This window comes from Brasilonema bromeliae SPC951 (assembly GCF_012912135.1).
Taxonomy (GTDB): domain Bacteria; phylum Cyanobacteriota; class Cyanobacteriia; order Cyanobacteriales; family Nostocaceae; genus Brasilonema; species Brasilonema bromeliae.
In genome coordinates this window covers 1-13,781 of sequence record NZ_QMEB01000184.1, presented here as the reverse complement: position 1 = coordinate 13,781, position 13,781 = coordinate 1, and the positions used below count along the sequence as shown (strand labels likewise).

Here is a 13,781-nt window from a genome sequence, read left to right as displayed (position 1 = left end):
TTGGGGAGGCAGTGCGTTGGACGGGTTTCCCGGCTTGAAGCATCTGCCGTCGGCTTTACCGCTCTTGTTGCAAGTGGCGTTAGAACGAAGTGAAACCCAACAAGGTGTATTCTATTTACATGAAAATCGCTGTAAATCAGATTTTTGCAAGAAATCTAATCACCAAAACGATGGGTGCTGCTTTCCCACCGTCTTTAGGTGAAAATTCGCCTTTTAAACAGGTTTTTTACCCATCAACCGCAAGACAAGTTTTTCAAGTTCAATCCACACAAACATCAAAGCACTGAAACCAAAGCAAATACCCAACTCAGTTGGACTCAGCCAGTGAGTACCAAAGAAATCGCGCAGGGGTGGTACGTAAATGAGCATTAATTGTAAAATTGTTGTGACAACAACAGCCCCTAGTACAAAGGGATTTGAGAAGGGATTCATTTCTATAGTCAGTCGGGTATTTGAGCGAATTGCAATAGCATGACCCATTTGGGCAACACATAGGGTAGTGAATACCATTGTCTTCCATCGTTCTGGATCTAGTCCTGGACCTGTGACTGCTTGAACATGATGATATGCCCACTCCATCAGAATAATCGAGATGATGGCAAAGATAATGCCAATCCGAATCATGTAAGAACCCAACCCCCTAGCAAAAATACTTTCACGAGGACTGAAGGGCGGACGCTTCATCACGTCAGGTTCAGGAGGTTCTACTGCTAATGCTAGTGCTGGTAAACCGTCCGTAACGAGGTTCATCCAAAGAATTTGCAGCGGCGTCAGGGGAACGCCTCCCAGGCCGAGAACTGGTGCTGCTGCAATCGTGATGACCTCACCAATATTACTTCCAAGAATGTATTTGATAAAGCGGCGAATGTTGGTGTAAACAACTCTACCTTCTTTTGTGGCCGTGACAATGGTAGCAAAGTTGTCATCAAGTAACACCATATCACTGGCTTCCTTGCTCACGTCGGTACCAGTGATACCCATTGCAATACCGATGTCAGCTTGTTTGAGGGCTGGAGCATCGTTAACACCGTCACCTGTCATGGCGACAAATCTGCCTCGACGTTGCAGCGCTTGCACAATTCGTAGTTTATGTTCGGGGGCGACACGAGCGTAAATGCTTACTAAGTCAACGTTTTGCTCCAGATCTTGGTCGCTCATCCGTTGCAACTCTTGACCTGTAATGACGCGATCGCCCTCTTGTGCAATTCCCAAATCTGTGGCGATCGCTCGTGCTGTCAGTTGATGGTCTCCAGTAATCATCACTGGTCGAATACCCGCATCCCGACATTCTTGGACTGCTGCTCGTACCTCTGGGCGTGGTGCATCGAGCATTCCGATCAATCCCAGCCAAACTAAGCCTTGCTCGGATGTCTCATCTGACCCTTCCGGCGGAATTTCGGTGAGGGGTTTGTAAGCAAAACCCAGCACTCGCAAACCTTTACTCGCCATTTGGTCATTTTCTGCTAAAATGTCGCGGCGTTGCTGATCATTTAAAGGTGTTGAGCCAGTGCCTGCATAAAAGTTGGTACAACGTGCTAAAATTAACTCTGGTGATCCTTTTGTAAACATCAAATACTTTTCAGATTGCAGCAAGTTGCTGATCACAGGGTCTGGTGATGTTAAGGATGATACACCATCATTCACTCCTTCAACCCGACAAATCACGCTCATGCGTTTGCGTTCTGAGGAGAAGGGGAACTCGCTAACACGAGGCAGCTTGCTGTCCCACTGGTCTTTTTCTATCCCTCCTTTCCCCGCCAGGGTTACCAAAGCGCCCTCTGTGGGGTCGCCCAAAATTTTCCATTCTCCTTGTTCCTGTTGTAAAAACGAATCATTACACAAGGCACAAGCAACTAATAAAGTTTGGATTTCTGGAGATTGGTTTATGGAAATTGTTTGACCATCTAACTGAAACTCCCCTTTGGGGGTGTAACCTTCTCCAGTCACACGAAAAGTCTTGTTGTTCGTGTAAGCTGATTGCACGACCATCTTGTTCTGAGTTAAGGTGCCAGTTTTATCAGAACAAATAGTGGTGACAGAACCTAGAGTTTCCACTGCTGGAAGTTTGCGAATCAAAGCATTGCGACGTACCATCCGCTGGGTTCCCAGTGCCAAGGTAACGGTAATAACTGCGGGTAAACCTTCTGGCACGACAGCGACCGCCATACTCAAAGAAACTTCCACAAGTTCTTTAAGGTTGCTAAAACCTTTTCCTTGGATCATGTTTTGGATGACACCGCCGCCAATGACGATCGCCACCAAAATCAAAGAACCCGTGACGAGGACATTACCAAGTTGGGTCATCCGCTGTTGCAATGGAGTTGGTTCACTTTCCACCGCCTGCAACATGGAAGCTATTTTGCCAAGTTCTGTTTGCATTCCGGTGTTGGTTACCAGAATCTTGCCGCGTCCTTGGACAACTTCAGTGCCTTGGTAGACTACATTAAGGCGATCGCCCAATGATGTTTCTTCAGGCAAGACAAGTTCTGCCCGTTTATTAACCGCTTCGGCTTCACCAGTGAGTGCCGATTCTCGTATTTGCAGGTTAGATTGTTCTATGAGGCGTCCGTCTGCAGCAACCTGTACCCCTGCTTCCACGAGCATCACATCTCCTGGTACCAAATCCTTGCCAGCGATTTCCACTGGTTTGCCGTCGCGAATAACTCGCACGTTGGGAGAGGAAAGTTTTTTCAGGGCTGCTAAGGCTTTTTCTGCACGGCTTTCTTGGACATAACCGAGTATGCCGTTGAGGATAACAATCGCTAAAATGGCGATTGTGTCTTTGAATGGCATCTCACCTTTTGCCAGCTTCTCTCGCCAATCTAGCAGGTCTATAACTCCAGAAATTATGGCTACGGCAATCAGCATCAACAACATAATGTTTTTGAACTGATCCACCAAAATTTCCCAAGCACTGCGTCCTGCAGTTTCTTCTAGTTCGTTTGGACCATATTCTTGCAACCGCTGTTGTACTTCTTGGGGTGTTAAGCCACTGTCTGCGTTTGTCTTAAGCAGTTCCAATGATTTATCAACTTCCAAACTATGCCAAACGGCGGCAGCTTTTTCAGGTAGAGAGTGAGCAGACATCGTGATAGGTCACAGGGAATGGTTACAAAACTCGATCATAATTTACCAATGGCTGGAAAACCATCAACACAAGATTACATCAGGTTGAGCACCAAATTGTACACCCAAGTAGAATTCTTGACACTTCCTCATTTTTTCTTCCGGATAATGTTCAGGATAATATGGGTGTGCTTACTCCTGAGGGAGAATTCCATGACACAAAATAATATTGATAATTATGAGTACAAGAAGTAGAGAACTCAGTCATCAAGACATTTTCCCTTCGATTCTAAGTGTGCTAAACCCTTGATTAAACCAGTTTAATATGACTTTTACACTTAAGCGTTTTCCATCTACCAGCCAAATGCTTGGGAAAAGGACAATTCGACCCCTTGGTGCTGCCGCCCTTTGTGGCATTGCCTTCATTCAAGATACACTCATCGCCATTGATACTGTCAAAGGGCATTTGTTGCAAATTGACCCCCACTCTGACAACACCCAAATTCTCAATTCCCATCAAGTCAAAGATTTTACGGATGTGACTGGTCTTTCAGTCTGGCAAGATACTCTTTGGCTGACGAGAGGCAATCATGTTTATTTGTGCAACCTAGGTTCGTTGGGTTTGGAACATTTTATCACCTTGCCTTATACAGCTGATGGCATTGCTGTTTGGGAATCAACTATCTACGTTAGTTGCCAAAAGCTGGGAGCTATTCTGATTTTTGATCGGGATACGCGAAAACAAATTACTAAATTTTATGCCCCTGGGGTTGGGGTAGAAAATTTGGCAGTGGATGAAGAAATGCTTTGGGTCAGCGACACAGTGGAACAAACTGTTTACTGTATCGACAGGGCTACTGGGGAAGTTAAATTCAGTGTACTGACACCGTTTGATTCTCCCACCGGGATAGCAATACATAAAAATAGTGAGACGGGCAAAAAAACTCTCTACGTTGCCTATGTCTCTGAAGAACCATATGTCCGGGATAATCCTAATGCTGACCCGAGTCATGAGTTATCTTACCGCGATCGCACTTTCATTCACCCGCTGAATTACTCTTACAATCCCGATAAACGTTATACCCTCTCCAATGGCTATCTTATAGAAATGTCTTATGTGGAAGAGATAGCGCCATTAGAGGAGGTATATTTACCAGAGGTAGAATGGCGTATAGCTTTGCCGTCGGAAACTCCGCGTCAAAAGATCAAACACATTGAACCGATTGGTCTACCTTTCACAGAAGAAGTCGTAGAAGGGCAACGTGTCGCTGTCTTCAAATTTGATGCCCTCACTCCAGGCGAACGGCATATTTTTGGCTGGAAAGCAGTTTTGGAAGTCCGGGGAATCAAGTATCGCATTACGCCCAGCGATGTAGAGAATATACCTGAAGTATCGCTAGAACTAAAATCCCGCTATCTAGTGGATGATGATGATTTGGCAATGGATACCAGCATTGTTCGCCGCGCTGCCCGTGAAGCAATTGGAAGTGAAACTAATGTACTGCGGAAAATGTACAGTATCCGCAACTACGTCTACGATGAGTTGTCTTATGGTATTAAACCCCATATTGACACACCAGATGTCGTTTTAGAACGAGGAGTTGGTTCCTGCGGCGAGTATGTGGGCGTTTTACTTGCTTTATGCCGTTTAAATGGCATTCCCTGTCGTACAGTAGGTCGCTACAAATGTCCTCCCTACGCTGAATACCAGCAAGTTCCTCTGCAACCTCAGTATAATCACGTTTGGCTGGAATTTTACATACCTGGCTTCGGTTGGTTACCGATGGAATCCAACCCTGATGATATCGGCAGCGGTGGACCCTATCCTACAAGGTTTTTTATGGGCTTATGCTGGTATCACATTGAAATTGGCAAAGGAATCTCCTTTGAAACCTTGATGAGTCAGGGCGCTAGGCTCACCAAAGAAGATCTTTCAATTGGTGAGTTAGCGATTAATCACATTCGGTTTACAATTTTGGAGGAATTGCCGCCTTTGGTAGATGGGGTGTAAGGAATAGGGGTGTAAAAAAGTAAGTAGAAGATTCTTTTGACTCTTGACTTTCTCACCTACACCCTACACCTTTGATTAAGGGTTCTTATTGAAACGCTGTAAATAGTGCCACTGGCTGCGGGAGTTGGCTAGTTAACTTCCGACGCGTTTCTCCATTACGTCTCTCTTCGACTTGAATGTCATAGTTGTAGTTAGGATCGTAGGCGATTTGCCGATAGATAAACGAAGCCTTTGAGTTATTGACAACGAACGCTGGTCTTTGCTTTTCTTCAGCGGAAAACGACCGCGCTGGGTCGATCACCCCTCCTAGCAACTCAGTCTTGGCTCCATTTTTCGACTCAATAACGGTGCCGGTGCCTTCGGTCTTAAGCCCTAGAATCCAAAGCTGACCACCATCATTCTCTATCTTAGTGCCACCACCGTATTCGTTGTTGAGTTGTCGTGCCCAAACATTCTGATTCTGTTGAACTTTGAAAGGTTGAATATTGACATCCTCAAGAAACAATTCGCCTGCACCAGGGCTGGAAGTATATTGGTAGAATCCATCTTTGAGCGCTACTGATCGTGAGGAATTGTTGTGATCTACCTTCGCTCCATAGCCAAACCCCTCAACAATGAGCGGAGAATCTGTACTGTTTCCTTGAACGACAAACTTAATGCCACCGCCATTTTGACCATGGGATTCTCCATCGACTACTGATGAAAACCCAATGATACGTTTAACCGTTGCAGGAACCGTGAGCACGGTTTCGTTGAAGGAGAAGTATTTACCGAAGTCGAAGTAGATTGTAGACTTGCCGGAGTCGAGTACCGACTGCAACTTGCTTGTATCGGTGAAACCTACAGGGTCTAGTGTAATGCGTCCCCAGTTCGCCGGATTGTTGTCCTGAAACTCTGGAGTTTCCTTAACAGGCAAGTTGAGAGACTGCTTGGAACCGTCAAACAACTGGTAGACATTCGTGGCATACTCTGTATGCGATGTGCCAGGAACTATATTACCGTTGTACTTAATGACTGATTGGTAGCCAGTAGTAGTGACATTGCGTACGTATACTTCACCTGCTGTATCTATTGCACTAACATTAGGTGCACCTCCTTGGAGGTTTGCGTCTAATAAGGTGACCATACCAGCCCAGCTCGTTCCCTTAACTACTGGTACACTGTTAGTACTATTTAATCCACGAATTGTTAGTGCACCATTCTCATTCCTAATACCAGCTATCCCTTGATTTTTTAAGGTAATATTCTCAAAAGTGGGACCATACTCGCTATAAGAAAGCGTAATGCCATAGTCAAAGCCTTCAATTTGGACATTCTTGATCAAACACGGACCTGGCCATGCGCGATCCATTGCAAGACCTGCAACACCCTTACCGTCTTCGGATTTAATCGTCACATCACGCATTGAACCTACGTTGTTAGCAATGTAGTCGATGCCGATCGCACCAGCATTACCCTTTCCAGTATCAACACTAAGGTTCCAGATGTTCTGACGGAAAGAGCTGTTGCCACCTGGGGTTTGAATGACAGCTTTGGGAGCAGTAGAATTATTAAAGCCAGCCGTATTGTCTTTGAGTCGGATAACAGTAGCTCCACTGCCTTGACCTTGTAGAGTGACAGCGCTACCAATCCAGTTAAGTGTATTACTCACGTCGTAAGTACCAGCTTTGAAGTAAAGTGCTTTGGGACGACCGGAGTAATCATCGTATATAGAGTTGCCGTTAGCATCGCGCCGTCCATCATCAAGCGCTTTTTGGATAGCGACAGTATCGTCGATGCCATCGTCAGGTTTTGCACCGTAGTCTTCGACGCTCTTCATGAAACCTTCTGGAAAATTAATTCGCTCTCCCAGAGTTGCATGGTACGTTCGCTGCGTTTGTGGTTGCAACGATGACACTGATTCTATTTGACCGACTTTATACTCTAACTCCCAATCGCCTCCTTGAGCGGCATTGCCAGTCAGGTCAGTGGAAGCAGCAATATCAGCTCCTGTGAGTTCGCTCAGTTCTGTGACAAAACGGCTACCTTGTTCGCCTTGAGCAACGTTGCAGCCGTCTATGAGAATATCAGCATTATCAGTAAGGGCATCTGCCCAACCTTGTAATTGCTGGCTGTATCGGTCAAGGGTAGCAGAGTCTAGAGAGGTTTGTCCTAATTGCAGACGCCCTGATGCGCCATGAGAAAGAATTTCTACTTTGGAAACGGTGTGATTATAGTTGGACAATTCTCTGGTGATTTGCTCGATACCATTTTGTGAGGGATCCAGTACAACCACCTTTGCTTCTGGTGAGATACCAGCAACTAGACTTTGATAATCTTCTAAATGAGGGTCAATAAAAACTAAACTCTCTTGAGCCGCCTTTTGCAGTGGATTTTCTTGAGCGTTATGACCGAGTAATTGATCATTGCCCTTGCTCAAGTCGCCCGCAACTCCAAAGTCATTATCACTCCTGCCAACCAAGTTATCGAAGTATTCGGAGTCATTGAGCACTTTATCACTCTGCGGAAACTCATTCACGCAGAGCATCCCACTTATACCCCTAAAATTTTCAACAAATAGCTTGGTAGACGGCGAATTCAGGTTGCTCGTGTTGACTGCTTCTATGAAGCTATTGGCAATGTTGGTATATGATGCTCCCTGCTGAGTATTGCGTGCGTCTAATTCATGGTTTGTTTCCAAACTAGGTACAACATCATAGGTTGTATAGTTTGAGGTTTGGGAAGGAATTTGTAGTGACGCGTCAGCAGAAGTCATGGAGTCCCCTTCCTGTTATTATGATGTTTATGGTATCATATACTACACTTAAACCTGAACCAACGTCAACATTCGGTAAAACTCTTATTTTTGTTTACAAATTCTTTATGTGCTGTTAAAATTACCATCTCTAATTTTGAGATTTTAATACTTTTAAAGTAGAAAATTCACAGATTTCGTGAAACGGACAAAAGCGGCAATGAGAACCAGGATTTGGTGGAAAAATTTTACTGAAGTCACTGCTCTTTTCTTGATATTTTTGTAAATCTTGCTGATGTTTTCTGGCAATCTCAGCTAATTCGCATTCTATGATGTCTAATTCATCTTTAGAAAGGCTAATTATCTCAGATTTTTTGCAAAGTTCCAAATTATAAAATGAAGCTACCGCCTGATACCTAGGGTAAAGATAACGAGCAGCAAGCAAATAAACTAATGCCTGTCGTCGGTCAAAAGCAGATTTACCAGTTTTAAAATCTATGATATGCAAAATGCTATCAGACTCAATAAATACACAGTCCATCACTGCATACAAACGAAAGTGATAACGTTGTTGTGAGATCAAAATCGGTTTGGGAAAACCCTCATCGCCGCGAGTTAATAAAATGATACGTTTGTTTAAAAGTAAAGGTTTATCGTAATATTTTTTCAAAATTTGTAACACACGTTGCTTAACTTCATCAGTTGAGTTGCTTAATCTCAAAAGCTGTGCAACTTTTTCGACACCATCAGATTGGTTCAACAAATGGATGTGGTGATGAAATTCATAAACGCCTTTTTGTGCCAGTAAACCAATGCGCTGCGATGCTGTCGCTTTTGTCAAAAGCGCTTTGACTTGTGGTTCGTGTTGTCGGGCTTTAATGAAACCCCTTCTCATCTGGCAATGCCAACGTTGTTGCCATGCGGCTGGGGCAACTAAAGACCAAAGGTGATAACTGGCAAAGGGCTGATCAAGAGATGACATTGCTCAGAATTGGTGAGAGACAATACGGTGGGTGACAGTTGTGACTACATTCGGTTAGCGGTAAGTCTCTTGGTTGTCGTATTCAGAATGTACGAGATAAACTGGCTACAGTGGCTGTTAGTAGTCATTCCAGTCAAATAAAGTTTAGTGATCACAAACAGTTGAAGATAATTCCTGTTAAGTTTACTTTCATTCTAAGTGCAAAACGTGACAAGAGCGATCGCCGATCGCAAGTTATCTTGAAACAGTCTAAAACAATGACTCATGAGTTCTTGTTGCCTACGATACTTGTTTTCTCGCTCTTGCATTTGCTTGCACAGCAACCCAAGTCAAAGCTTGAGTTGAGTTAGAGGTAAAAATCACGCCATCAAGATTGCCCCACACCAGTTATCATCAACAACGCCCATTACTTAAATTCAGTTAGGGCGATGATGTTCACCGCAAAACCTATAATCCAACACTATGTTGTGGGATAAAACATATCCGACACTGTGCTGGTTCACTCACTGCACCAAATGACTTATACTATTGTGGCAAATATTGAAGGTGTATCGGATGCACCTTTTACATTTAGCAACTCTGGTAGCTCAATTTCTGCCTAATTGTTGACTTCTTACAAAAGAACTTGTCATTTATCTATACCTTGCTAGATATAGAAATAATTCGCTTTACTCTACCTCTGACATACTTGTATGAAGTTTTGCAAAGCGTGCTGTTAGAGATGAGAACTTGCGACACCTAGCATTGCCTTATTTTGACAAAATTTAAAGCAGAAAGCCCCTCGACTTATAGCCGTGGGTGCCTAGGAAGTTAGATTTTTTGAGAAGCTACGTAAGCACTACCTACTGGGATACATTCGATTTCGCCTGAAGGGCGTATTCTCGAAACTTTTCCATATCACTCTTGAGAGTTGATTCAACCGCCCGTCCCAAAAACAAATTATCCATAATCTTCCCGATAATACCAGGGATAGCATAGGCAATAGTCAGTTTAACAATACTACTACTGTGGCGGTCATAAAAACGCACTGCCCCCCGATTTGGCAAACCATCGACTGACTCCCACTGGATGATTTGGTTAGGGACAATTTTAATAATGCGGGATTTCCAAGTAAACTCCAAGCCCCTAGTATCGAGTTTCCATATCGATATTTCTGGATTATCTTCCGGAACCTTCACTGAATCAATCCATTTCATCCAACGGGGCATCTGTTCCAAATCAGACCATAAGCTCCAGACTAACTCTATGGGAGCCTCTACCTCAACCTGCACACTATGTTCCAACCAATCTGCCATATTTGTTATTCCTTGGCGTTCTAGCCTTTGGGACGCCGCTGAGCGCAAAGCGCACGCTACGCGAACGCGTCTAAAGCGCCTATGTCCTGCGGACACGCTTTGCTAAGGCGGTTCATTTCTTCACATTGTCCAAAATTGCCTTTGCAGCACGCCTTCCTGAAATTGTTGCACCTTCCATACTATCGATATAGTCCTGCTGCGTATAACTACCTGCTAGGAAGAAATTAGAAATAGGCGTCTTTTGCTGAGGACGATAAATATCCACTCCTGGTGCTTCTCTGTACAAAGACTGAGCAAGTTTCACTACACTGTACCAAGTCATGTTTAGTTCTCGCGAGGAGGGGAACAACTCATGCACTTGCTTGAGGACATGCTGGGCGATCGCCTCATTACTTTCCTTAATAAACGGATCACCAGGTGTCAGCACGAGCTGCAATAGTGAACCTTGCCCTTCCCTGTAATAATCACCAGGGCTAGTCAATGCCAAATCAGCAAAACAAGAAAAGTCAGCATCGGCAGTGTAAAGCAAATTATCAATTCCTGCTGCATGATTAAGCTGTTTGCGCTCTTGAGTATCATGGAGTTCCGTCACCCAGCCATCAAACCGCAATTGAACTGTTGCAACTGGCACACATTCCAACTTGTATATATTGTCAAATTCAGACCACTGGCGCCACTGTTGAGGTAACAAACGCTGAATTCCTGGAACATCACAGGCAGCGACATAAGCATCAGCACTGATCAGATCTTCTGTATCACCATTAGCTATGACCATACCACTAACACGGGTTTGGTTTTCCTCCTCAGTAAACTGTATTTCTCGTACTCTCCTACGAGTGTAAATCTTTGTCCCTCTAGTTTCCAGATATTCCAAGATCGGCTTGTGTAAATACTCATAGGGGGAACCTTCCAGCATTCGTAGTTTCGACGCTTCGGTTCTGACTGCAAATAGCTGAAAGACTGTCAACATACAACGGGCAGAAATATGTTCGCAATCGATAAAGCCGAGGGCGTAGGCGATGGGGTTCCACATCCGCTTAATACTACCCTCATTACCGCCGTGACTACGAAACCAGTCGGCAAAGCTAACTTTATCCAAGTCGCGGATATTTTTCATTGCACCGTTAAAGTCAACCAAACCGCGTACTATCGGACTGGTTCCTAGTGCGATCGCATTTTGGAACTTATCCAGTAACGAAAGTTGGGAACTGGTAAAAAACGCTTTTAATCCATTAAAAGGTGCACCCATGACGAAACGAAAATCTAAAGCACCAACTTTTCCCCCTTGATTGATGAAGGTGTGGCTATGCTCCTTTGGGCGCAGGTTTTCCAACGCCCCCACTTTCTTCATCAATTCCAAAAGTTGGTAATAGTTGCCAAAAAAGACATGCAACCCCATTTCAATATGGTTGGCATCACCATCAACCCAACTGCTTACTTTCCCTCCAACAAACGGACGAGACTCAAAAATGTGGACTTCACAGCCAGCATCAGACAAATCGATAGCAGTTGCTAGTCCAGCTAGTCCCGCTCCTATGATCGCAACGCGCATTCCGTCTTTACCTTTTCTGTTTCATTACAAATTGTAACTGGGTTGGTGTCGGAATTTGCGACTCACCTCAAGTGGTGGGTTGTCAGTTGTGACGCATTAGGACAAACGAGTGGGGCAAGCCCTAATAACCCATCGATTCATCGAGGGACTAAGCTTTTCGGGCACGGTGCTTTAAACACAACTGGGCCGGCGTATCGGGGGAACGCCTGGAAAATTCGTCCAGCTCTTTTTCGTTAACCAGTAACCGAACACGATCCGACGAGTTGTTATTAGGGCTGAACGAATTTTTTGACCCAAATGCGACGCCCCATTTCTGCAGTCATTCTCCCGGTGATAAGGAGTCAGAAGTCACAATTGCTTGAGTCAAAATACCCCATGCCTGAAGTCAAGGTTTTCAAAATGAAAAATTTTTCTTTTTTCAAGCGCGTTTGAAATCAGGGACCTCAGACTAATATTCATCAACTAATCGCACACAATCCCCAAATTGAATTCTTCCGACAGATGTCTGTATTCTTCCGAGGTGAGTTGTTTTACTAACTATTAACCACTCCCATTTACGTGCTTGCTTCTGTAGCCTCCTCTGAGTGGAGTGGCAGTCCACGGATCAGCTCTCGGATAACATCCGTTGCAGGCCTACCCGTTTGCCGACAATACCTGTCAAGTTTTTCTGCTTCCTGTGCGGCTAGATTCACAGTGATACGTTTTACAGCCCATTTCTTATTTGTCATTTTGTTCTACTGTCTGCTGGTTATTAACATCATCAAAGGAAATTAACTAGGGATGGAAACGATAAGATTATCAGAGTTTTTGTCAGGAAACAAGTCATTTGGTTGAGACGAAAAAAATTTTTTGTTTGTCAAAGTATGCTTTCTTTTTTTCTCGAATATAAAAAGTGAACTCATTTTATTCCTCCTAATAAAGGAAAAACGCTTGACACTCGTTGCTAGAAAAATGAACTTAGCAACAAGATGAACAAAGCTTGACTATAAATTTTATATATTTGATTGAACATTCTTCTGTCAACCAAATCACCAATTTTCAGCTTTGTGGTTACAAAAGCATTTCACTTGGTCTCTAACCCTGGTTCATCAAAGACTTTATGTCTCAACTCATCATGCTTGATAGCTACCTTTTCTGTACGTTTCGATAGTATCTGTAGGTGAGGCTCAACGACTTTAAAGTTTGCATCAACAAGTCACTGTTTCCAAAAGTAAACTTGTTTTAAAAACGTCTGTCTGACTGGTCTCATCCAAGCGATACTCACAAAATTGATAATTTTGAATTAAAGGCTTGTGCATTGTCCTCTTAATCGCCTCCAGTTTGACACTATTTCATATTTGAAATGAAATGAAGAGTTATCTGTCTTGTGTCGATTCACCACCCTTATTCATAAGAAATAACCTTTGAAAGCTAGTCTTCTTATTTAAGGAAAGAAGTTATAAGTACTTGACTCAGTATAGAAATCTAAACGTTCTTGGTAACCACTAGAAGCAATCCTCCATAAATGAATTCATGATTGATACAATACCACTTAACTTTCACTGACAATAGAACTTCTGTTTTGTTCCAGATTTTGGCATTAACATTCTGTAATAGTTAGATTAATCTTCGGGTTATTCTTTCTGATCCTGCTTGCAGTTCCAGCTTAGTGAGGGCGTGCAGTTCGTTTATATCCATCAGTATTTATCTGGGGTTATCTGAATAGCTTTGAAAGCGCAATAGCTTGAAATCACGACTAGCCAGATGAACACGCTCAAATTCACTAGTTTAAAATTCGCTCGTAACAAAACATTTTTATGAGTAAATGTATCATTTTTCATTTAGCGAATGGGGTGTGGAATCAACCTTAGCCAAGAGATAGAATTAATAACTGATAGCTGAGAATTTGACAATTCACTACATTTCTATTTACCTTGGTTATTTTAATTTTATATAACCTCAAGTAATCATAAAAATTGATTGATGACTCAGTGTGCAAACAACAAAATAAATTATTTGAACTTTTTCATTTTTTAAAAAATCCAATAAAACGTTTTTTTCAATACATTTATCCTAAAATGTTTTTTATATTTCTAGATGAAACAATTCTAAAGCTATTTTAAAAGTTTAAATTTTGTCTTTCATTGCTTCTCTAAAATAGA

7 protein-coding genes are annotated in these 13,781 nt (G+C 43.1%); 1 reads left to right on the top strand and 6 read right to left on the bottom strand.

The window, feature by feature from the left end; translation table 11 throughout:
- Positions 1-213 precede the first annotated feature (213 nt).
- Positions 214-3,087, bottom strand: coding sequence for a cation-translocating P-type ATPase (locus DP116_RS20460; protein WP_169156920.1), 2,874 nt, complete (start codon positions 3,085-3,087; stop codon positions 214-216).
- A gap of 304 nt (positions 3,088-3,391) precedes the next feature.
- Here DP116_RS20460 and DP116_RS20455 point away from each other — a divergent pair, with 304 nt between their 5' ends.
- Positions 3,392-5,077, top strand: coding sequence for a transglutaminase domain-containing protein (locus DP116_RS20455; protein ID WP_169156919.1), 1,686 nt, complete (start codon positions 3,392-3,394; stop codon positions 5,075-5,077).
- Positions 5,078-5,162: 85 nt separating this feature from the next.
- Here DP116_RS20455 and DP116_RS20450 read toward each other — a convergent pair whose 3' ends face one another.
- The 5 genes from DP116_RS20450 to DP116_RS20430 form a co-directional block, all read right to left on the bottom strand.
- Complete coding sequence (locus tag DP116_RS20450) at positions 5,163-7,832, bottom strand: DUF4347 domain-containing protein (RefSeq protein WP_169156918.1); 2,670 nt, start codon at positions 7,830-7,832, stop codon at positions 5,163-5,165.
- A 130-nt stretch (positions 7,833-7,962) separates the two neighbouring features.
- The gene (locus tag DP116_RS20445; protein ID WP_169156917.1) at positions 7,963-8,793 is read right to left on the bottom strand and encodes a PD-(D/E)XK nuclease family protein; all 831 of its coding nucleotides are present in this window, start codon (positions 8,791-8,793) and stop codon (positions 7,963-7,965) included.
- Positions 8,794-9,635: 842 nt separating this feature from the next.
- A complete protein-coding gene (locus DP116_RS20440) occupies positions 9,636-10,088 on the bottom strand; it encodes an SRPBCC family protein (RefSeq protein WP_169156916.1) in 453 nt (150 codons plus the stop codon).
- A 112-nt stretch (positions 10,089-10,200) separates the two neighbouring features.
- Complete coding sequence (gene zds / locus DP116_RS20435) at positions 10,201-11,640, bottom strand: 9,9'-di-cis-zeta-carotene desaturase (protein WP_169156915.1); 1,440 nt, start codon at positions 11,638-11,640, stop codon at positions 10,201-10,203.
- 554 nt (positions 11,641-12,194) lie between these two features.
- Positions 12,195-12,368 (bottom strand): ribbon-helix-helix protein, CopG family, encoded by a 174-nt coding sequence (locus DP116_RS20430; protein ID WP_169156914.1) that lies wholly within the window; start codon positions 12,366-12,368, stop codon positions 12,195-12,197.
- Between the last annotated feature and the right edge of the window lie 1,413 nt (positions 12,369-13,781).

Excerpts from the sequence above, each read along its gene's own strand:
- DP116_RS20460 (WP_169156920.1), bottom strand. The coding sequence starts at position 3,087 with ATGTCTGCTCACTCTCTACCTGAAAAAGCTGCCGCCGTTTGGCATAGT.
- DP116_RS20455 (WP_169156919.1), top strand. The coding sequence starts at position 3,392 with ATGACTTTTACACTTAAGCGTTTTCCATCTACCAGCCAAATGCTTGGG.
- DP116_RS20450 (WP_169156918.1), bottom strand. The coding sequence starts at position 7,832 with ATGACTTCTGCTGACGCGTCACTACAAATTCCTTCCCAAACCTCAAAC.
- DP116_RS20445 (WP_169156917.1), bottom strand. The coding sequence starts at position 8,793 with ATGTCATCTCTTGATCAGCCCTTTGCCAGTTATCACCTTTGGTCTTTA.
- DP116_RS20440 (WP_169156916.1), bottom strand. The coding sequence starts at position 10,088 with ATGGCAGATTGGTTGGAACATAGTGTGCAGGTTGAGGTAGAGGCTCCC.
- zds (WP_169156915.1), bottom strand. The coding sequence starts at position 11,640 with ATGCGCGTTGCGATCATAGGAGCGGGACTAGCTGGACTAGCAACTGCT.
- DP116_RS20430 (WP_169156914.1), bottom strand. The coding sequence starts at position 12,368 with ATGACAAATAAGAAATGGGCTGTAAAACGTATCACTGTGAATCTAGCC.